This is a genomic window from Candidatus Enterococcus wittei, assembly GCF_002140175.1.
GTDB classification, from domain to species: domain Bacteria; phylum Bacillota; class Bacilli; order Lactobacillales; family Enterococcaceae; genus Enterococcus_B; species Enterococcus_B wittei.
The window spans coordinates 548,083-571,267 of sequence record NZ_NGMO01000001.1 but is presented as its reverse complement, the minus strand read 5'-3'; the positions used below and the strand labels follow the sequence as shown (position 1 = coordinate 571,267).

The 23,185-nt window shown below is 37.4% G+C and carries 11 protein-coding genes and 1 riboswitch; of the genes, 9 read left to right on the top strand and 2 right to left on the bottom strand.

Features of this window, described 5'->3' with window-relative positions:
• Window positions 1-194: 194 nt before the first annotated feature.
• The 3 genes from thiD to A5844_RS02080 all read left to right on the top strand — a co-directional run bounded on the left by thiD (window position 195) and on the right by A5844_RS02080 (window position 8,399).
• Window positions 195-1,013 carry a bifunctional hydroxymethylpyrimidine kinase/phosphomethylpyrimidine kinase gene (gene thiD / locus A5844_RS02090; RefSeq protein ID WP_086283488.1) on the top strand — a complete coding sequence of 273 codons (819 nt, stop codon included), beginning with the start codon at window positions 195-197 and terminating at the stop codon, window positions 1,011-1,013.
• Window positions 1,014-1,674: 661 nt separating this feature from the next.
• Window positions 1,675-6,810: an LPXTG cell wall anchor domain-containing protein gene (locus tag A5844_RS02085; RefSeq protein ID WP_086283486.1), complete on the top strand. Its 5,136-nt coding sequence runs from the start codon at window positions 1,675-1,677 to the stop codon at window positions 6,808-6,810.
• Window positions 6,811-6,953: 143 nt separating this feature from the next.
• Complete coding sequence (locus A5844_RS02080) at window positions 6,954-8,399, top strand: AcpB/EbpR/MafR family transcriptional regulator (protein WP_086283484.1); 1,446 nt, start codon at window positions 6,954-6,956, stop codon at window positions 8,397-8,399.
• Between the two features lie 444 nt (window positions 8,400-8,843).
• Here the strand turns inward: A5844_RS02080 and cls are convergent, their stop codons facing one another.
• Window positions 8,844-10,295 carry a cardiolipin synthase gene (cls, locus tag A5844_RS02075; protein WP_086283482.1) on the bottom strand — a complete coding sequence of 484 codons (1,452 nt, stop codon included), beginning with the start codon at window positions 10,293-10,295 and terminating at the stop codon, window positions 8,844-8,846.
• 341 nt (window positions 10,296-10,636) lie between these two features.
• On the opposite strand from cls, the gene A5844_RS02070 reads away from it, so the two are divergent.
• Together A5844_RS02070 and A5844_RS02065 are read left to right on the top strand one after the other, a co-directional pair.
• Window positions 10,637-13,303: a cation-translocating P-type ATPase gene (locus tag A5844_RS02070; protein WP_086283480.1), complete on the top strand. Its 2,667-nt coding sequence runs from the start codon at window positions 10,637-10,639 to the stop codon at window positions 13,301-13,303.
• Between the two features lie 375 nt (window positions 13,304-13,678).
• Window positions 13,679-14,401: a class I SAM-dependent methyltransferase gene (locus A5844_RS02065; RefSeq protein WP_086283478.1), complete on the top strand. Its 723-nt coding sequence runs from the start codon at window positions 13,679-13,681 to the stop codon at window positions 14,399-14,401.
• A gap of 74 nt (window positions 14,402-14,475) precedes the next feature.
• On the opposite strand, the gene A5844_RS02060 is transcribed toward A5844_RS02065, so the two are convergent.
• Window positions 14,476-15,633 carry a hydroxymethylglutaryl-CoA synthase gene (locus A5844_RS02060; RefSeq protein WP_086283476.1) on the bottom strand — a complete coding sequence of 386 codons (1,158 nt, stop codon included), beginning with the start codon at window positions 15,631-15,633 and terminating at the stop codon, window positions 14,476-14,478.
• Between the two features lie 207 nt (window positions 15,634-15,840).
• Here A5844_RS02060 and A5844_RS02055 point away from each other — a divergent pair, with 207 nt between their 5' ends.
• The 4 genes from A5844_RS02055 (at window position 15,841) to A5844_RS02040 (ending at window position 23,142) form a co-directional block, all read left to right on the top strand.
• Window positions 15,841-18,282, top strand: coding sequence for a hydroxymethylglutaryl-CoA reductase, degradative (locus tag A5844_RS02055; RefSeq protein WP_086283474.1), 2,442 nt, complete (start codon window positions 15,841-15,843; stop codon window positions 18,280-18,282).
• A 709-nt stretch (window positions 18,283-18,991) separates the two neighbouring features.
• Window positions 18,992-19,159, top strand: a riboswitch (M-box (ykoK) riboswitch).
• Between the two features lie 85 nt (window positions 19,160-19,244).
• The gene (locus A5844_RS02050; protein ID WP_086283472.1) at window positions 19,245-20,390 is read left to right on the top strand and encodes an FtsW/RodA/SpoVE family cell cycle protein; all 1,146 of its coding nucleotides are present in this window, start codon (window positions 19,245-19,247) and stop codon (window positions 20,388-20,390) included.
• Window positions 20,380-21,516, top strand: a complete 1,137-nt coding sequence (locus A5844_RS02045) for an FtsW/RodA/SpoVE family cell cycle protein (RefSeq protein ID WP_086283470.1) — start codon at window positions 20,380-20,382, stop codon at window positions 21,514-21,516. Before A5844_RS02050 ends, A5844_RS02045 begins: the two co-directional genes overlap by 11 nt.
• A 24-nt stretch (window positions 21,517-21,540) precedes the next feature.
• Window positions 21,541-23,142, top strand: a complete 1,602-nt coding sequence (locus A5844_RS02040) for a phosphatase PAP2/LCP family protein (RefSeq protein WP_086284066.1) — start codon at window positions 21,541-21,543, stop codon at window positions 23,140-23,142.
• The last annotated feature ends 43 nt before the right edge of the window (window positions 23,143-23,185 follow it).

Genomic DNA, 23,185 nt, shown 5'->3' with positions numbered 1-23,185 from the left:
AAGGCTGAACAACTCCTGTACTAACAGAGATATTAAAGGGGAAATTTTCTTCAGTATACCTCGTTAGTACAGGATTTTTGTGTCCTGTTTGAAGGAAAATGAAAAAGGGAATGACTGAGTTTTTCACATTTTTTGTACAAATGTCACAATTACATTAAAATAAAACATAAAAAAGAAGTTCGGAGGGAATTGAAGTGAGCAGACAATATCTACAAGTAATGACTATTGCAGGTTCAGACAGTGATGGAAGTGCAGGGATGCAAGCGGATATGCATACTTTTTTTACTAGAGGAGTTTATGGTGTTTCCGTATTAACTGCTTGTGTCGCAGGGAATTCTTATGAGATTGGTGCCCGAGTGACTTTGCCAACGGACTTTATCGATAAAGAATTTGAGTTGATCGCAAAAGATTATCAAGTGCGGGCAGCAAAGACCGGTATGTTGGCAGATGCAACGTTGATCGAAACAGTCGCCAAAAAATATCAATTATATGATTTTGGTCCTTTAGTCGTGGATCCTGTCATTGTGACTAAACATGGAAATCTTTTACTAGAAGAAGAAGCATTGGAAAGTCTCAAAACAAAATTGCTCCCCTTAGCTACCGTATTGACACCAAATTTTTATGAGGCAGAAAAGTTAACCAATCGCCAGCTGAATACCGAAGCAGATTACGTATTAGCTGCGCAAGATTTACAAGCAATGGGGGCAAAAAATATTTTGATCAAAGGCGAACACACAACTGGCTCCACGCAAGAGACAATAAAAGATTACGTTCTGCTTGAATCAGGTCACTCATTTTGGTTAGAAGCGCCATTTTATAAAACGGAACGAATCAATGGCACAGGAGATTCTCTTTCTGCTTGTATAGCAGCAGAATTAGCGAAAGGAACATCGGTGGAAGAAGCGATTCGAATCGCTAAAAAGTATGTGAACCGAGCAATCCAAAAAGAGATCATCGTCGGGCATAAGTATGGGCCAATCAATCATTGGGCAACAATTGGAGAAATCGAATAAGAAAAGTAGAATGACTGAAAGAACATGGAATTATGCTATCTTTATCGCTCAAATTTATATGAAATTAATCAGTAGATATCTTTATTGATAAGTACTCCTCAAAGGGGTTCATTTAGCTAGGTTTCAAACGAATTAAGCATGAAGCACGTGGAACTATTATATTTGTAAAATAGGCAGCCCCTATTTATTATCTTCATTATGATCCGTTTTTTTATAAATATGTAAATAATTAGGTAAGTAAAGAAAAGAATAGCCATTAAAGCGTACTAATGAGCTTTAACAGCTATTCTTTTTTTGTTGATGTTCATTTAGAGAGATTCTCTTTCATTACACTCGGTTTCTGTCATTTTATACGCATCAACATGAAAAAAATGACGTTCCAAAAAGTTGCTTTTGCCTGTAAACTAAAAGAAGTATAGCTTTTCCATGTTTTTTCAAATGGATAATTAGGCGGAAAGTCTATCAAATAAAAGGTAGGAGAAGAAAAAACATAACATTATAACCATCAGTATAACAGTAAGTAATAAATAGAAAAATGAACAATTTTTTTATATTGGTTAAATATACGAAATGGAGTACATAAAATGACTAAATCACAAAAAAGAAAATCAAGTTCTTCCATTCGTTCTACTTGCAGATCAATCAAAAGGAGGAACCACTATTGAAACCAGGAAAAAAACTGTTACATAGTGCATTGGTCCTAGGGGTGACTTTAGGAAATCTCAATGGCACAGTCGTTCAGGCAGTATCGGCGTTAAGTACCATTAAAAATGAAGCAAAAAGTGAAACAAAAATAACTAAAGCAACTGAAACCACCAAAGAATCGGAGTCAACAACCAAAAAAAAAACTAAAAGTGAAACGAAAAAGACGGAAAAAACAACTAAAGCTAAAGAGAAAACAAAAACAAGTAAGCAGTCTTTAGCGTCAAAGGAGACTGAAGTAGTAAGTAGTAAGTTTACATTAAAGAGCAATAATCCTCAGAGTAATATACCTGAAGCGGAGTTTCCGACTACAACTAATCAAACGCTTCTAACGGAAGCTAAGGATCGTATAAAGGCGATTCAGACTAAAATTAATGAAGCAAATTTTGATTTATCTAATTTGAATCATGAATTAGGTGAAAAAATTGAAATACCTGATTTTTTACCAGTTTATTGGGGGAGCGGTACCGGAACCTTTGGGATGATGGTAAGTCGTTATGAACTTTTGTGGGCTTCAGTGGAATCAGATAGTGGTAATTGGAAAATGCGCATTTATCCTCAGGCTAAAGAATCTGTAGGGTATTTAAATATTACATTTGAACGATTAAAATATGGCTCAATTAGTGGGTCCGAAACATTTAAGTTTCCGTTACTTCCATTTTATGCACTAATAGGAGGTTTTTATCGGTTAGAAGGAATGACATTTACTGCGAAGTTACCAAAAGCCGAAGATGTAATTGGAGCAATTAATGCAAATGTAAAAGATGGTACACATACATTAATGCAAAATGCATCAACGATTCCTAGTGCATCTACCTATTTGAATGTGAATAATACACGTGGTCAAGTAACTTACCAATGGATCACTGCACCGGATACTTCTAAAGTAGGGTTACAAAATGCTAAAGCAAGTGTGTCTGATGAAACAGGTAGAAAAACGGAAGTAACAATCCCAATTACGATTACTCCATTACCTGTTCAAATCCAACCAAAACCTGGACCATTTGAGATTTATCAATATGATCAGATGCCTAAAGCAGCAGATTACTTTAATGTAACGAATCTTCATGGTACACATACGGTCGAATGGATCAATAATGCCAATACAAATACAGCAGGCACTCAAACTTGGAGTGCAAAAGTAACTACTTCAGATGGTCGAGAAGCAACGGCGTCCATTCCGATGGAAGTCAAACCACATGAAGGTTTAGTGATCAAATTAAAACCCATCGAAGAACGTAAGTTGGGTTATTCATACCCAAGCTTTGCTACCAACTTCAAAGAGTACATTGATTCGGTGACGATGCATGGGGTAGCTGTCGATATGAAGGATCTTGAAGTGGTACCCGAGGAAAGTATAGAACCTGATTCTAGTGTCGCAGGAGTACAAACAGTCAAATTAACAGTCCAAACTAAGCATCCTAATAGTGGGGCGACCATTAAAGGGTCGGCAGAAACAACGCTCAACGTCAAGTGGGGAGAGACAATCTTGATGAAGTCCATCAATGGTGAATCAGCGGGGGCATTTTCTTTATTGCTAAATGGTTCCAATAGCTCGAATATTCCATTGAAACTCTCAAGTGGCTTGAAGACTTCCCCAGAAATTTCAGTTGGACCATCTGGCGCACCTTTTTCCCTTTATTATTCTTTTGAAGTCTTGCGAAATGAACAAGTGATCTATAAGCAAGATGTTACTAACCGAGCGACTTTAGAACAGATTATGGGTGCTTTTGGTGGGCCAGAAAATGCCATCGATGTGCGGATCAATGATGTGATCAAGATCCATCATCCAGAGCGTACACCGAATAGTTCGGTCTTGATGATGAATGAACAGGAACATGATTTCACCTACGATTCAGAATATGCCTATTATAAAGTGACAGCTTATGGTTTTGATCCCGTGCCAGTGATGGAAGCAGAAGGCGCACAAAAGAGTTTTGTCTTAGGCGAAAATACCGCAAACATCGATCCGTCTTCCTTGATTAGTAATGTCACGATCAATGGGCAGAAAATCGATAGTAGTTTGTATACGGTGGAATCATTGATTGATTTTGATACTAGTGCGGTTGGCACACGCAAGATGCGCTTACGGATCAAAATGAAAGACGGATTAGCCTCAAAAGACTTTGATATTGACTATCAAGTGAAATGGGGCAGCACTTTTGTGCTGAAAGGCCTAGATAATGCAACAGTCGGTGCTTTTAGTCTATTAAAAGAAAATAATCAATGGGCCTTACATGCCAGCCCAGGAATCAGTGACGCTGATCTAAGCAAGCCGGTGAATAATTACTTTGGACGAAACACGTATTATGGGATTGAAGTGATCGAGAATGTCACAACGAAACACCAATACGAGGTACCAGGCAATATCTCGATCAAAGAGGCGATCGAGGGCTTTAATAATGGACAACCATTAAACGTGGAAAAAGGCAATGTCATCAAAGTGTATCATGCGGAATCCTCTGGAAAGAATCTACTAATGGTCGATGAGTTAGTGAAAGATTTTACCATTGGCTCTGATTATGCTTACTATGAAGTGACGGATCATGGCTTAGAACCGATTCTTGCCATAGATACAGATACGAAACCGCAAGAATTCCAATTAGGCGAAGATACAAGTAAAGTGGACGGAACACAGTTGATCAATCATTTGACGATCAATGGAACAGAAGTCCCAGCCAATCTTTATACCGTCAAACAATTGGCTGATTTTGATACGCAAACAGTCGGGGATAAAGAGTTGCGGATCCAGATCGAAACTAAAGATGGGAATATTTCAAAAGAAATTGGTGTCCCTTATGAAGTCAAATGGGGGAATTCGATCGTAATGAAATCAAGCACAGGTGGCTCAGCAGGAGTCTATTCATTACAACCAGGATCGAGCAATACCTCTAGAAGACTGAAGATCCATCAAGGGTTTGACTCTCCTTTAGACGAGAAACTGGGGCAAGCCCCAGGACTTTATTACTCGTTGACTGTATTAAGAGACGATCGTGAGGTCTATGCCCAAGATATGCCAGGGCATGCGACATTGCAACAGATCATGACGGCTTTTGGAACGGATCAGGTCGTTTCCATCCAGTTAGGTGATGTGGTCAAGGTGTATCATCCTCAGAATTCAGAAGGTAGTTCAGTCTTGATGGTAGATGAAAAAGAAGAAGACTTTACCTATGGTTCGCCTTATGCTTACTATCAAGTGACAGCTTATGGCTTTGAACCGATGTCAGTGATGGAGGCGCATACCGCCAATCAAGTGTTCGTGTTAGGAGAAGACATCAGTCAGATCGAAGACAGTCAGTTATTAGAAAAAGTCACTATCAATGGGGAAACAGTGCCGGAAGATGCCTATACCATTGAGCGTTTATCGGCTTTAGATACTACCACTATTGGGAAGAAAACAGTCAAAATGAAAGTGCGGATGAATGATGGCCTTTCTGTGGTGGAAACAGAGATTCCCTATGAAGTCAAATGGGGCAGCACCTTTGTGCTGAAAGGTTTAGAAGAAGCCACTGTAGGTGCGTTTAGTATCTTGAAACAAAATGAGACGTTAGCAATCTATGCCTCAAAAGGGGAAACTACAACGGATATGGATGCCCCAGTCAATTACACTTTTGGCCGCGATACATATTATAAGATCGAAGTTTCAGCTGATCCGAAAAAGAAACAACTCTTCCCAGATAATATCAAATATAGTTATGAAGTTGCGGGGAATCGGACGGTTCGACAAGCGATTCAAGGATTCAATAACGGGCAACCTTTGGTTGTAGAAGAAGGGGATATCTTCAAAATCTATCATGCAGAAACTGAAAATCGAAACTTATTGATGCGAGATGACCTAGTCAAAGATTACACCGCTGGCTTGAATTATGCCTATTATCAAGTGAAAAATGATGAGTTTGAACCAATCACGATGCTAGAAGCAGAAGTAAGTAGCCAAGAATTGATACTAGGAGAAGATGCTTCGAAGTTGGATGCTGCCACTCTCTTGGAAAACGTCTCCTTCAATGGTCAAAAATTAGCCAACACTCTTTATAAAGTGGAACAGACTGAAGCGTTCGATACACATACCACTGGTCAGAAAACGGTTAATTTGAAAGTGACCACGGCGGATGGAGTATCTTCGACCGATATCGAAGTTCCTTATGAAGTGAAGTGGGGCAGTACGATCCACTTGAAAAATCGCAAAGGCGAAACCGTTGGTTCTTTTGGTCTATTAAAAAATGAGAAACAAAAACAAATCGAGATCCAATCGATGCAAGGTTCGGATCAGACTGTTCTGAAAAATCGTGTGACAGAATTAGATGATATGAACGTTTACTATGGGATCGAAGTGTTAACGAGTGCGAATGTCAGCAAGTATAAATATGAGGTCAGAGGGACACAGACGATCGAACAAGCCATTTCAAGATTCAACAGTGGCAAAGGATTGATTGTTAACGAAGGCGATGTGATCCGAGTCTTCCATAGTGATTCCAATAATAACCTATTGATGTCGGAGGAAAGAGAACGAAACTTTACTTATGGTGGGAAATACGCGATCTATAAAGTGACGGAATATGGATTTGAACCTTCTGGAGAGCTGACAGTTACGCCTCATACAGTAAAAATCGTGCAAGGTGCAAAAAAAGTCGACTTAAAATCACTAGTGAAAGAAGTCAAAGTCAACGGTAAAAATGTGCCAAGCAATTTTTATAACGTTACTTTGTCGGAAGAAGTCGAAGAAATCGATACGAGCAAATTAGGAGAAAATAGTATTCCAATCGATGTGACTGTAGATCCAACCTTTGGAGGGTTTACTACTCAGACTCAAACGACCTATGAAGTGGTGGAAGAAGGAACGGAAGGCGCTCAAGGGCCAGAAAATGCGGGCAATGAGTCAAATGATGGTGGAAGTGATGCGAATAATACGACGGGGAATGGGACAGGTGATAGTTCGAATGGTCTTGAAAATGTCACAAATATTGCAAGTAAGCTACCACAAACGAATAGCGTGAAGAATGCTGCAATGTCAGCCATCGGTGCAGTTCTTGTTGGAGGAATCGGAAGTCTGTTTTTCTGGAAAAAGAGAAGAGGTAAAGATAAATCAGACGATTAGTAGTACATTTTTATTCGTTGGAGAAAAAAAAGTTCAACTATCGCAAAAATGGCAACTAAAATAGAATAAGGGAACACTCAACTGTTGGGATGCCCAAAGTTGAGTGTTTTTTTATCTTAAACATAGAAATTAGGTGAGAAAAAATGTTGAATATGTTATCGAAAAAGCTAAAAAGACAATTGAAATTACTTGAACGATTATTTGAGGGAGGAAGTTATCGTTTTGCTGATTTAGAAAAAATACTCAATTGTTCTTCCAAAACAATAAAAAATGACTTGTTGGACATCCAATCCTATGCGAATGGCATAAATGTCAAGATGGATCGAAAAGACGGGATTTCTGTCACTATTTTGCCTCACGTAACAGAAGACTATATCTATCAGATCATCATGAATGAATCAATCGAATACCGTTATTTAGAAGTGATTTTACTGAATAATTATAGTGATTATTTAGAATTAGCAGATTATTTATTCGTCTCAGAAAGCACTCTGCGACGGATGGCAGAAAAAATCAATGGGGCTATCCAAAAATATGGTTTAGAGATCCAACGGTTGGTAAAAATGACGGGTGATGATCAAACAATTACTGCATTAACCGTACAATTTTTAATGGAAAAATATCAACATTTTGAAAATGCTTTTTCACCCAGCGTTTGTCAGCTTACATACTATTTGATACAAACATTTATTTTTGAAAATAACTTAGAAGAAAGGGCAGCAGATTTAGATCCAAAAGAAGAACAAACCTTGTTTTTTATGGTTGCTAGCAAGATCGTACAAATTGAAAATGGGATCGAATGGAATCGAGAAATTAATAAGGATTACTCTTTAACTTTTAAAAAGGTTGTAGAAATTGGAGCTACTTTGCCTATTTCAAATAAAATTCTGACAGAAAAAATGCTGAAAAATATATTTGAACAACCTTTTTTAATTTGGCTATTTGAATTGGAATCAGCATCATTGAAGAAAAAAGATTTGACTATCCAATCAGTAGCGGAATTTATTGATGAGTTAGAAAATGAATATCAGATGGTTTGTGAGGAAAAGAAAAGAATATTACGGAAAATCAACATGACGATACAACAACGGATTCTACCATTTACGATTCTATATGAAAAAAACCAATCAATCTTTAAAAATATCCAACCAGAAATCGAAAAACTTCGTTTGAAACTAAAATATAGGATAAATAAGAATAAACGTGCGCAGTTGATAAAAAAACAATTTATTGATCATTTTACGAAAAATATTGTTGAGGATATTCTTTTGTATTGGCCGGAGTTATTGAGGGAAATAGAAAAGAATAAACAAGTACGTGCACTTGTTGTCACCAATTCTCCTAGCAAATATAATAGTTATTTAATTAAAAAATTAGAGCATCAATTGGGAAATCGCTATGAGTTTATTATCAAACGGACGGGACCATTGTCACAACATCTTATTCAGAGAGAAAATATCGATTGTATCATCTCCAATCTTACACTTAATCCACGTTTTAGCGTGCCAATCTTTGGTATTTCGATTTTTCCGAATACAAGAGAAATACATAATCTTATTCATTTTCATCAACAATTACTACGTACATAGTTAGAAGAGCGAGGCCATTCATATAAGTTGTTCAGCTTTAAAAAATTTCTAAAAAAGCTTCTGCATGTTTTTTTCTTTAGAATACTTTTGTTGATGTTTAGTAAAAATTGCCTAATTATTTTTTTTTCGCTAGATTCCTTCTTTTTCTTATGAATAAGGAAAGTGATTTTTGAAGATAAATTGGAATCTACTGTGAAAGATAATGCATGGACACCTAGAAGCAACATTTAGGGCTGTCTCTTATACACATCTAGATGTGTATAAGAGACAGCCTAGAAGCAACATTTAGGGAAGGGAATAGGAGAAAAAATGAAAAAAACCATTTTTTCTCCTATTCCCATAATTTTTATAAATTATAAGATTGCTTTCTATAAACCTGATTCTTGATATTCAAAAGGCAATTCCCCTACTAATAGAAACAAGGAAATTGCCTTTTGAATAACTTTATAATATAGGTGAAAATAGTCTTGATATTTGTTGCTTGAATAATAACCAGCTAGACATTTCTTTGATAGTTTCTGTAGTCATTGGGGTGCAAACTTGTTCATCGATCAAAAACTGATCAGATAGTTGTTGGATAAAGGCTGCATCGTAAATGATCGCACTGCTTTCGAAATTTAAACGGTAGCTACGAATGTCTTGGTTCGCAGAGCCGACCATACAGATCTCATCATCCATAATCAAAGTTTTTGCATGTAAAAAACCATTTTCATAAACAAGGATCTGAACATTTTCTTTAATCAGTTGTCGTGCATAATATTGAGTTGCACGATAAATGAAAGGATGGTCAGGTTTATTTGGGATCATGATTTTAACTTCCACACCTGAAGCTGCAGCAATCTTTAACGCAGCAACGACGCTTTCATCGGGAACTAAATAAGGTGTTTGGATCCATACTCTTTTTTTTGCAGAACTGATCAGCTTGATAAAAGAAAGCTTGATCTGTTCACGTTCATTATTGGGGCCACTTGAGACAAGTTGGATAGCTGTTTGGAACAATTGATCTTGATCTTCTGGTGAAGCTTTGAAGAAGTAATCTAAATGATAGCCAACCTTTTTCTGAGCAGGAACAGAAACATTCCAGTCCATCAAAAAACGAAGTTGGAGCAAGGAAGCGGCTGCACCTTGTATCCGTATATGTGTGTCACGCCAATACCCAAATTTTTTCGTAGGATTAACATACTGATTGGCGATGTTAAAACCACCGGTATAACCGATTTTGCCATCGATCACGACAATTTTCCGATGGTCATGGTAGTTTAAGCGAAAACGAAGCAAGGCTCTTTGGGAAGTAATAAAGGTATGGACATGACCTCCGTTTTTGATCAATCGATTGAAGTCTTTTGCCTTGGTTCCATGAGAACCGAATGCATCATAGAGTAACCGGACTTCTACGCCTTCTGCGGCTTTTTTTTCTAGTAGCTTCAAAATTTGCTCTCCAATATTATCAGTGACAAAAGCATAATACTCGAGGTGGATCGAATGAGTGGCTGCTTCGATGTCTTTTAAAAGAGAGGTTAACTTGTCTTGCCCGTCTGTGAAAAGGGTGACTTCATTTTTACGTGTTAACGGCATTTGATTGAGTGAAGAAAAAAAGTCAACGAAACGTTGATGTTCTTCATTATCGATAATTGGGTCGTAATGCTCAGTCGTCTCACCTTTAAAGTCTTGGAAATTCTCAAGTTCTTTCAAGTCACTTTGACGAAGATAAAACATCTTTTTGTCCGTGAGTCCACGTCCAAAAAACAGATAGAGAATAAAGCCAAATCCTGGTAAGGCAAATAGGACAAGTAACCATGCCCAGATTGCGGCAACATCGCGGGGTTTGATTAAAATAGTGATTAAAGCAATAATAGCGTTGATTAAATAAAGAAAGTAAATAATACTAGTAACCACGAGTAAATCCTCCTTAAGTTATGATAGCAACAGTATAGCATGAGATGTCTAGGAAGCCTATAAACAAGGAAAATATTGTTGGAAATTTTTTGAAAATACCAATGTAGTTAAACAAAAGTAGTTGCATTTTAAAAGCGAATCAGGTAGGATAAAAGTACAGTTGAATATCTCCTTAGGGGAGTAACCGACAACGTTTGTTGTGATAATATCAACAGTAAGTTAACCAAATGGTTTTCTGGTATTGTATGAAATGGTGAGACCTAAGACAAATCTGCATTTGTCTTAGGTCTCTTTTTTTTCAGACGATATTTAGAACCAATAATCAAAATGGGGGATGAAAATTGGAAAACAAGGAACATGCGCATTCGACGGTTTATAAAGAATCAATCGAATCGTTGATGCAGCAGACACAAAGCTCAACAGATGGATTGAGTAGCGTACAAGCAAAAGAAAAACTAGAAAGAGATGGTCTGAATCAGCTGAAGGAGGCACCTAAGAAACCAACTTGGAAGTTGTTTTTAGAAACGTTCAAAGATGCCATGGTCATTGTATTGCTGATTGTTGCATTGATCCAGATGGTGATGGGCGATTACATTGAATTTTTCGTTATTTTTGCGGTGTTGATGTTGAACTCGGTGATCAGTGTTATCCAAACTAAGAAAGCAGAAGGTTCTTTAGAAGCCTTGAAAAATCTTTCTGCACCTGATGCAAAAGTAATCCGTGATGGAAAAGAAAAAACGATTCCTGCTAATGAATTAGTAGCTGGAGATATTGTTTTGTTAGATGCTGGCGATTATGTTCCTGCTGATGGACGATTATTAGAAGCTGGTTCACTACAGGTGGATGAAGGAATGTTGACAGGTGAATCGACTGCATCAGAAAAAGAAGTAGTAGAGATTACCCAAACGGTTCCTATCGGAGATCGAGCAAATATGGTATTCAGTGGCACAATCATCACTTATGGCCGTGGGAAATTCTTAGTAACAGCCACAGGAAATAATACAGAAATCGGGGAAGTCGCTGGATTACTAGAATCAACGACTGAACAAGTCACACCATTACAACGAGGATTGGATAAATTCAGTAAGAAATTAAGTTTAGCCATTTTAGGATTATCTCTTGTCATTTTAGGGATCCAGTTGTTCCGTATTTATATGGGAGATGGAACTGGTGATCTAACTGCTGACATCGTTAGTGCGGTGATGTTCGCTGTAGCAGTAGCAGTTGCTGCTATTCCTGAGGCATTGCAATCAATCGTGACGATTGTTTTATCTCTTGGAACAAATAAGATGGCGAAACGCCATGCAATCATTCGTAAGTTGCCTGCGGTTGAAACGTTAGGCTCCACAAGTATCATTTGTACAGATAAAACAGGTACTTTGACGCAAAATAAGATGACAGTTGTGGATTATTATTTAGCAAATGGTGCAACAGGAGATTTCACGAATGATCCCGAAAAATGGACCGAAGATGAACGTCGTTTGATCGAGATCAGTGTGCTGGCCAATGATGCTTCAATCAGTGAAGATGGTTCTAAATTAGGAGATCCAACAGAAGTAGCGTTTATTGACTTTAGTGAGAAATTAAATCAACCTTATCGTGATCTTCGTCAGTCTTATCCAAGAAAAGCAGAATTACCTTTTGATTCTGACAGAAAGTTGATGTCTACCGCACACGAAATGGACAATGACCATTATTTATTTGTTAAAGGTGGTCCGGATATCGTTTTTGGAAGAAGTAAAAAAGCATTGGTAAATGGTGAAGTTGTACCAATGACGGATGAATTGATGAAAAAATTCCAAGAACAAAATGAAGCATTTTCTCATCGAGCATTGCGTGTATTAGCTTTTGCTTATCGTCCAATCAATAATTTAGACCTCTCTTTTGAAGATGAAGATGACTTGATCCTTGTTGGTTTGTTGGCGATGATTGATCCGCCAAGAAAAGAAGCAACACAAGCGGTGAAAGAAGCGAGAAGTGCCGGGATCAAAACAGTAATGATCACAGGTGATCATAAGACGACAGCAGTAGCGATCGCCAAAGAAATCGGTATTTTTACTGAAGGAGATCAAGCCTTAACTGGTACGGAATTAGATGATTTAACAGAAGATCAATTAAATGAAATTCTAGAAAAAGTCACAGTTTATGCACGTGTTTCACCAGAAAATAAAATTCGGATTGTCCGTGCTTGGCAGAACAAAGGCCATATCTCTGCAATGACAGGAGACGGGGTCAATGATGCACCAGCCTTGAAACAAGCCGATATCGGGATTGCTATGGGAACTGGAACAGATGTAGCTAAAGATGCTGCTGCTATGGTCCTAACTGATGATAATTTTGCTTCCATCGTCAGTGCCGTAGAAGTAGGTCGAAATGTCTTTGATAATATCAAAAAGGCGATTGCTTACTTGTTCTCAGGAAATCTAGGTGCCATCATTGCGATCATTTTCGCATTGATCGCTAACTGGGCAAATCCATTTACAGCATTACAACTATTGTTTATCAACTTAGTCAATGACTCTTTACCAGCGATTGCTTTAGGAACTGAAAAAGCAGAACCAGCAACAATGAACCGTCCACCGAGAGATCCTAAATCTGGTATCTTTACGGATAAAACATTGATCTCTGTGACGTATCGTGGTGTATTGATCGGGATTGCGGTGATTTTCGCACAATGGTTAGGCATGCAACATTCACCAGAATTTGGAGTGGCTATGTCATTTTCAACATTGATCTGGTGTCGTACATTGCAAACATTCCCAGCGCGTTCTAATACACAAACAGCGATCCAAGCAGGTTTCTTCTCAAATCGTAGTGTATTGTTAGCGGTCGTGGTATGTAGTGCCCTTTATTGCTTAACGATGATCCCTGGATTGAAAGAAGTGTTCTCTATCCCTGCTGCTTTTGGGTTGACTGAAGTCTTTACATCTATGGGAATTGCTCTTGTAACGATCATCTTGATGGAAATCACCAAACTGATTTTGATTCGAGTACAAGGTAATAAATAAGAAAGAAAACTATAAAATTTCTATTATAGAAGCGGTACTAAGTCACTAAGCTTTGATAAATAGGTCAGATCATCATGGAAATTGCTTTTAGATTTTCAAGATGAATCTGGCTTTTTTTATCAAAATGTTGTTTTATCATAGTGTGAATCACAAGTCTAAAAAAATATCTGGTATGGTGGAATAAAAAATAGTTTGTCCTATTTGCTGTCTATTTTGATTATGAATGACGGATTGTTTCTCGCACACGAATAAGATGATGAGATTTAGAAAACTGGTAATTCATTTCAACCAGTTTCCTTTCGTTTGACTATCTATTTTTTATGGTATATTTATTCCGAAAAGCTATACCCAAAATAACCTATGAGGAGAACCATCATGAATGAACAAGAATGGGATGAGTTTGCTGAAGAATATTATATGGTTCAAAAAGAATCAGAGTTTCCCATTGCAAGGGATCTGAGAAGGTATCTGAAAGAACAGAAACTACTACCAGCAAAAGAGTTGGTTGATGTAGCTGGTGGGGCTGGTCGGTATCTTACTTTAGCGAAAGATACAATGCATTATGAACTCATTGATTTTTCTGGAGAAATGTTAGCATTTGCTGAACAAGAGGCAAAAGAAATGAACTTAAGCGATTGTCATTTTCTAAAAAAAACCTTTAGTGATTTTTTGGAGAGTAATCAACGATACGCACTTGTTTTGTCGGTAGCTAATCCAGTTTTAACTAAAAATGAACAATTGGAGAGGTTACGTAGTAAAGCTAAAAAAGCTTGTCTTGTCATGAGAGTCATCGAGTCTTCTGATGATGTATTTGACCCTCTTGAAGTATCCCTTGGATTAGAAACAATGAACATCCATACTTCGCCACTCACCATGGAACAGTTCGAATCTTATTTGATGAAACAAAAAATTCCATATAAAATAAAAGACTTTACGTATACGTCTCAAGAAACGATTACGCGTGATTTTTTGGAAGAATATTACGATGAATTTGCAGCTGAACCAACATTTTCAGTTGCCGTAAAAAATATATTCAAAGAAAATAAACAAGTAATAAGCACAAAAAAACTGACCTATCGATTGTTAGTTGTTTTTTAAGCAACTATCGATAGGTCAGTTTTTATTTATAAATGTATCTTTCATTTTTTATGGTTGCAGGTTCTGATATAAGATTAATTTTCTTTATAGTAACGGATATTGTCCGCTACTTTATAAATTGAAAAAGGAACATCAGAAGTGTATTCTGCGCTTGCACCATGTTCTGGAAGTTTTTCATTAAAGACTTCCTCGTATTCATCCACAGTAAGCTCTTTTCGGGAATCAAGCATTTCTTGATGATCTTCTTTAAATAAGAATTCTTGATAATTTTCTTCTAGATAGCCAGTAAAGAATTCACTGACAGCACCAGATCCATAACTGAATAAGCCGATACGATCACCAGCTTTTAATATTTCAGAATTCTCTAAAAGGGAAATCAGACCGAGATAGAGAGAACCAGTGTAGAGATTTCCGATACGACGGCTATAAACAATCGCTTCTTCATAACGAGCAAGCAAACGCTCTTGTGTGACTCCATCTGCTTCATCGATGACGCTTTGCAAGGCTTTTTTACCCATTTTCGTATAAGGGATATGGAAGCTCAAAGCATCATAATCTGCAAGGGAACGTCCTGTTACTGCTTTATATTGATTCCAAACTTTTTGGAAAGATTCGATATAGGTTGAATTAGATAAAGGACCATCCACTTCAGGGAATTGGTTATATACTGGTCTCCAGAAATCATAGATATCTTCTGTTAAAAAGACACTAGTGTCTTCAAGAGAAAGGATTCTGGGATCTTTAGTGATCATCATTGCCACAGCACCAACACCTTGAGTGACTTCACCACCACTGGCAAGGCCATATCGTGCGATGTCACTAGCGATCACTAGGACTTTACGTTCAGGATGGTTTTTTATATATTCTTTAGCCATTTGTAAAGCGGCAGTGCCACCATAGCATGCTTCTTTCACTTCGAAAGAACGAGCAAAAGGCTGAACTTTTAATAGATGATGGATGATCACTGCGCTTGCTTTAGATTGGTCAATACCAGATTCAGTTCCTACGATGACCATATCAATGAGTTCTTTGTCTTCCTCTGTAACGATTTTACTAGCTGCATTTGCACCAAGTGTAACGATGTCTTCTGAAACTCGGCTGACAGCCATTTGATCTTGACCGATGCCAATGTGATATTTTGCTGGATCATCTCCACGTCTTTGTGCTAACTCAGTCATATCTAAAAATAAATTTGGAACAAAAAAAGAAAGACGATCGATCCCAATTTTCATTTTAACACCTCTTTACTCATGATAAAAAACTTACCTTATTAAAGTATCACAAAATAAGGGATAGGAGTATAAAAAAATAAAGAATAAGTGTATAAAAAAATGAATATTTAAGGAATGTTAAAATTTGTAAAGAATATTTTTTTTCGAGAACATGAGCTATTTGTTTTTAGAGGGAACAATGGTATATTTTTTGTGGAGGTGGCTTACTTGAAAGAAGTTGTTATAATCGATGCCGCAAGAACACCAATCGGCAAGTATCGTGGCCGTTTAAGTGGTTTTACGGCGGTTGAGTTGGGAACAATTATTACGAAAGAACTACTTGAAAAAACAAAAATCAAAAAAGAAGAAGTCAATCAAGTTATATTTGGAAATGTCCTTCAAGCAGGGAATGGTCAAAATGTGGCAAGACAAATCGCAATCAACAGTGGGTTGCCTGTCACTGTACCAGCAATGACCATCAATGAAGTTTGTGGATCAGGCATGAAAGCAGTGATTTTAGCACGTCAGCAGATCCAACTAGGAGAAGCAGAGTTAGTTGTAGCTGGTGGTGTGGAAAGTATGTCAAGAACGCCAATGCTCAAATATGAGACAGAGCTTCAAAAAGAAGAAATATCAAGCATGGTCAATGATGGTTTGACCGATGCTTTTTCAGATACTCATATGGGATTAACAGCTGAAAAGGTTGCACAACAATTTTCAGTGACACGAGAAGAACAAGATATGTATGCTTTAGAGTCACAATTAAAAGCGGCAAAAGCAAGCAAAGCTGGAATCTTCCACGAAGAAATCGTACCCATTGCCATCACAGAGCAAGAAACACTTGTAACCGATGAGTCCATTCGTGGAAATAGCACGTTGGAAAAATTAAGTACGTTACGAACAGTATTTTCAGAAGAAGGAACAGTCACTGCTGGAAATGCATCCCCATTGAATGATGGTGGTTCAGTTTTGATTTTAGCATCGAAAGAATATGCAATCGCCCATGATCTACCATATCTAGCAACGATCAAAGGGGTCTCAGAGGTAGGGATCGATCCAAGTATTATGGGAATCGCACCTATCACAGCAATCAATACATTACTCGATAAAACAGGTTTTTCTATCGAAGACATAGATTTATTTGAAGTCAATGAGGCTTTTGCTGCATCATCGATTGTAGTGAACCGCGAACTAGCAATCGACAGTCAAAAAGTAAATATTTATGGTGGCGCCATCGCATTGGGACATCCTATAGGAGCTAGTGGGGCGAGAGTTTTAACGACATTAAGTTATGCTTTGCAAAAAGAAAAGAAACGTTACGGTGTGGCTTCACTTTGTATCGGTGGCGGTCTTGGATTAGCTGTCTTACTTGAAGCAAACCAAGGAAAGATAACCGATGATCAAAAAAAAAAATTTTATCAGCTGACGCCTGAGCAAAGAAGAGAAAAACTTGTAGAAGAGGGCATACTAAGTCAAGAAGATGCACACCTTTTTAATGAGCCTATGCTTTCGGAAGATGTAGCGAATCACTTGATTGAAAATCAAATCAGTCAAGTTGAAATACCATTAGGAGTAGCAACAAACTTCCAAATTAATGGAAAAAAAAGATGGATACCGATGGCTACGGAAGAACCTTCTGTGATTGCGGCAGCAAGTAATGGCGCAAAAATTTGTGGCAATATCACGGCACAAACACCTAAGCGTTTGATGCGTGGTCAAATCGTTTTGACAGGACGTAGTGAGTATCAAGCAGTCATCCAAGCGATTGAGGCACGAAAAGAAGAATTAGTAGCCTGTGCCAATGACAGCTATCCTTCGATCGTCAAACGAGGAGGTGGAGTCCGTGAGATTGCTACTCGTGTATTTACAGGAAGTAAGGATCAAGTCTACCTTTCAGTTGATTTCCTAGTTGACGTGAAAGATGCTATGGGGGCCAATATCATCAATTCGATACTGGAAGGTGTGGCTACTTTGCTCAGAAGCTGGTTTCCAGATGAAGACATCCTATTTAGTATTTTAAGTAATCTAGCTACTGAGTCTTTGGCAACTGCTTCTTGCGAGATCCCATTTGAAAAGCTAGCAAAAGATCAAGCGATGGGACAGATCGTGGCTGAAAAGATTTGCCAAGCAGCAGAATATGCACAGTTAGATCCTTACCGAGCAGCTACACATAACAAAGGAATCATGAATGGGATCGAGGCGGTGATTTTAGCTACGGGTAATGACACACGAGCCGTGTCTGCTTCGATCCATGCTTATGCCTCAAGAGAGGGTCAATACCAAGGCTTGACAAAATGGCAATTAAAAGAGGATCGTTTGGTAGGAACATTGACGGTTCCTCTAGCAGTTGCAACAGTGGGAGGGGCATCAAGTGTCTTACCAAAAGCAAAAGCTTCTCTTGATTTAATGGCGGTGGATTCTGCAAAGGAACTGGCGCAGTTGATTGCTTCTGTTGGCTTGGCACAAAATTTGGCAGCCTTGAGAGCTCTTGTAACAGATGGTATCCAAAAAGGACATATGTCTTTGCAAGCACGAGCGTTAGCTATGACTGTAGGGGCACAAGCAGAAGAAATCGACCTAGTGGCTAAAATATTAAGACAAACAGGTAACATCAATCAACAAAGCGCCAGAGATGCTTTGGCAGATATTCGTTCACAAATCAAAAAGTAGTTTTATAAAAAGAATGATCTGAGTAATCTTTTTTCTATTTTGAAGAGATGGATAAAGTTAAGAAAAATTCGTTCAATTTTCGATTGTAAAAATCAAGATTGAACGAATTTTTTAGTATTCTTTTCCTCTTGATGACACAGGGATTGGATTTTGTAATCCTAGTTAGCCTAGGCCAGTAGTATATTGACTAGAAGAGTAGAGGCTGAGACAAGTGGTTAACTCAGAAAAATAAGAAGGGATTCACGACAATTGCTTTTCAGCTTTTTTGAATTTCAGCTTATTTTCGAAGAAGTTGCTTCTGATTCCACTGTTTATACGTATTTAGAGAGTGAAATAAATTAAATAATACTTTTGTCCTACGCTTGATATTTTTTGCGTACTGCAAATGGTGCTATGAAAAATATCATTGATTGTACGCTGAAAAAATTGACACAGCTTTCAAGTATTTAGATACGTTTTGAAAACTAGTTATCAGTTTTTCCTGTGAAGAAAAGTGAAGCTCGAGGTATAGCTGGATAATAATCTAACTAGAATCCTCTTACTTTAGAGGATTCATGAGTCGAGTTATTTGATGGATCATCATAAACAGTAAGGAAGGGGGGACATTGTTTTCTAACAAGTACAGAAGTTTAAAAAATAGTAAAGATTAAAAAACTGAATCAAGCTTTCCTTGTGAGAGGATGAATGAACAGCTATACTTTTTTTAAATAGAATAACTTGTTAGGCGAGACTCCTAAACAAACATAGGCTATTGCGCAGAAACGTCGAAAGACGCCAATGTGTAAAACAGGAATTGTCGGATTAAGGCTCTTCATAAGATAGCTAAGAGAAATCTTTACGTTGTTTAGTGTCAAAACTCACACGATGAGACTTAAAAGCCAAACGTTTTTTTTCGTTTGGCTTTTTTTATTTGATCTGGGTATATGACGTATCTTCGCCGTAACTTGAAAGGAAAGAAAAGTATGCGGGTAGATAAAAGAAAAAAACTGGACTTATTTTTGATTGTGCCATATGTAGTAGTTAGTGTCATCGGTTTATTAATGGTTTATAGTGCGAGTACTTTTCGATTGATGACATTTAACCAACAGACAACCTATCTATTGGTTCGTCAGTTCATTTTTGTATTGGTTAGTTGGGGCGGAATCTGTTTGATTTTTAAAATCAGATCGAGTCTACTGTTACATCCTACATTAGTTAAAATAATCTTGAGTATTGGCATAGGAAGTCTGATGATGACACGTATTCCAGGGATTGGCGTCAATGTCAGTGGCGCACAGCGCTGGGTATCATTGCTGGGTTTTCAATTCCAACCAGCGGAGATTGTCAATGTCGGTCTGATCCTTTATTTTGCTTATTATTTCAGGAAATATCGATCGGTCAGCAGTGAATTAAAAAAACCGATACTGATCACATCAGTTTGCTTTTTGTTAATTCTTTTTCAACCAAAAGTTGCTGGGGCGATCCTGTTACTTTTGCTAGCTACTGTAATGATCACATCCATCCAATTACCGGTAAGAAATATGATTGTATTCTTTTTAGGGTTGATCGGGCTATTGTTGATCACTGGGGGAGTCATTTATGTTTTAGGTAAAAATGGCTGGTTACCAAGGATCTTCTCTCACACATTTGATCGACTGAATATTGCCAGCAACCCTTTTCTAGACCCTTATGGGAAGGGATTTCAAATGAGTCAATCCTATTACGCTATCTATAATGGTGGATTATTTGGGTTAGGTTTAGGGAATAGTATTACAAAAAAAGGCTACTTACCTGTGGCGGAAACAGATTTTATCTTTTCAATCATATTGGAAGAACTTGGATTGATCGTGGGATTGTTTTTGTTAGCTCTACTTTTCTTAATCATCTTACGACTATTTGTTTTGAGTATGAATGAACCAAATCAACAGATTGGGTTGATCTATCTAGGAACAGGTACACTTTTGCTTATACAAACGAGTATCAATATTGCCAGCATCAGTGGGATTATCCCAATGACTGGTATGCCTTTACCTTTTATTAGTTATGGGGGATCCAGTTATCTGATTTTATCCATGCTGTTAGGGATTTGTTTGAAATTGTCTTCGCGAGGTTCTGTTTATGAAAACTAAAACTTCAACTTTTAATTACGCATTGTTTCTCCCCATTTTTTTATTGTATCTCTTAAGTATCGGGGTCCAGTACGGTGCAGCTGTTTATGATGGGGCTCCTGTTAGAAGTATCGTAGTCAAACAAATTATCTTTTGCCTTTTATCTTTAGCTCTGTTACTCCTGACACAAAGAATAAAAACAGCTGTCTTATTACGTTTTTCACCTTATTATTACATGCTCTCATTAATCATCATGTCGTTATTGTATCGTTTTTACGATCCCGTCATGTTTCAACTTACAGGAACTAAAAGATGGCTGAGATTAGGTAGCTTTTCTTTCCAGCCATCAGAATTAGTGAAACTGACCTTCATTTTAATGATAGTTTATCTGACCCTTAGGTATGAACAAAGGGTAAAAGAGCGAACGGTTCAAACTGATCTAGCTTATATCGGAACTATTTTACTCGTTAGTTTACCGACTTTTCTGTTAATGTACATGCAAAAAGATTTTGGAACAAGCTTGGTCTTCATCATGTGTCTAGGCGCATTATTTATCATTGCGGGCGTGCATTGGAAGATCATGGTGGTTCTGACAAGTGTGCTTGCTATAGTTGGAATTCTCTTGCTCGTTTTAGTATTTACAGAAACTGGCAATCAAGTTCTTTATCATTTGAATTTTAAAACGTATCAATTGGATCGTGTTCGTGCTTGGGTGGATCCATTTGCTTATAGTCAATCCATCGGCTATCAGCAGTCACAAAGTCTGTTGTCTATCGGTGCTGGAGGTTTTAGTGGTAGATCAGCTACAATCCAGCCAATTTATGTGCCTGTAAGGGAATCAGATATGGTTTTTACAGTTATTGCAGAAACATTTGGTTTTTTAGGAAGTGTATCGGTCTTGTTTTTATATTTTTATCTTTTCTATCAAATCATCTACAGTGCAATTGAAACAAATAATAAAGGAAATGTTTACATTGCGATCGTGTTTGTTTTTGGCTTATTATTTCAAGTATTTGAAAATATTGGGGCAACAATCGGATTACTACCTTTAACTGGTATTCCTTTACCATTTTTAAGTCAGGGAGGGACATCACTTCTGATTGTTGGCTGTGGATTAGGAATCATTTTAGGGTTCAAAAAAGTATAGATGGAGAGCGGAGAGGATATGATTATGAGACAAATACCAAAGAAAATATTGTGGCTATCGATAGTATCGACGTGCTTATTAGGTGGCTTAACACTACTAGTTGTTACAAAAAATGCTTATTTTTATGAAATTGATTCAGCAATATATACCTACTATAAACCGATAGATGATCCGTTATTGACTCAAATGATCGGTTATATCGCTAAATTAGCCACGCTGTTTCCAACGATCTTGCTCACTTTTATTATAGCAATATTTAGTTGGAAGAAAAATTACCGTAATCTAGCATTATGGAATATTGTGACGATTTTATCTATCAGTTTTTTAGGGTTCATATGGAAACAAGGGGTGCATCGTCCACGTCCTGATGTCGAACAGCTCATTCCTCGTTCATCCTACTCTTTTCCTAGTGGACATTCCATCTTGTCAATGGGCTTGTTTTTACTATGTTTAGTGTCGCTGTATGTGATTTATGATCATCAAAAAATACGTAAATTTTACTGGTTAGGTATTTTATATCCGTTAGGGATTGCTTTTTCAAGACTTTATTTGCGCGTTCATTATCCAAGTGATATCCTCGCTGGTTTTCTCTTGAGTCTTGCGGTGGTAGGATTTTCTTATTGTGTGTTTTCCTCATATATTAGCCAACAAACGGTGACTAATACAAGGAAAAAAAGGCAGTTATTTACGAGAAAACAAAAAGGAGGATTGGCTTTCATGTTCCTCCTGCTCTGTCTGATTTTAACTGGTGTGGTTTATAGTGTACGCTTTTATATTGATGCTAAAAATACAGTTGGGGGAATGCAACAGCCTTTGCAAAGAGAAACAGTCGTTCGTGAAAAAGATACACCGGTCAGTATTCTTGTATTAGGGATTGCCAATGATTCAAAAAGAAAGAGTGATTATCGTGCAAATACGATCATGTTAGTGACCCTCAATAACCAGAAGAAAACAACAACGATCACAAGTATCCCTCGTGATTCTTTTGTAGAGATAGCAAACCAAGATGGATTAATTGATAAGATCAACCATGCTCATTCCTATGGTGGCATCGATATGATGGTCGATACAGTGGAACAGTATCTTCAGATTCCAATTCATCATTATGTGACATTAAACATGGATGGATTAGAAGACTTGATTGATGCAGTGGGAGGAATCACCGTGAATAATGCCTTTGAATTTGATGCAGAAGGGATTCATTATCCAGAAGGTGTCTTAGAATTAAATGGATGGGAAGGCTTGCAATATGCAAGAATGCGTGCAGAAGATCCTGAAAACGATTATGGGAGGCAAAAGAGACAAAGAGAAGTCGTGAATGTTTTAGTCCAAGAATTTCTATCTGTACGTAGTTTGTTCAATTATCGTAATCTTTTAGATGTTGTAGGAGAGAATGGTACGACGGATCTGTCTTTAGATGAAATGATCGGTATGATGAATGATTACCATTTGGCTTTAGGAAATATAACGAATCACCAGTTAAAAGGGGAACAATATATTGGGGATGGTATCCTTGGAGAAGCGGGTATCTACTATGAAAAAATTCCTGAAGAAGAAAGGGAGCGAATCATAGATTTACTCCATGAACAATTAGAAATAAAAAATAGCAATCTTTCAAATGACTGAAAAAGTTATTTTTAAACATAAATATAAATAGAAACATTTGGTC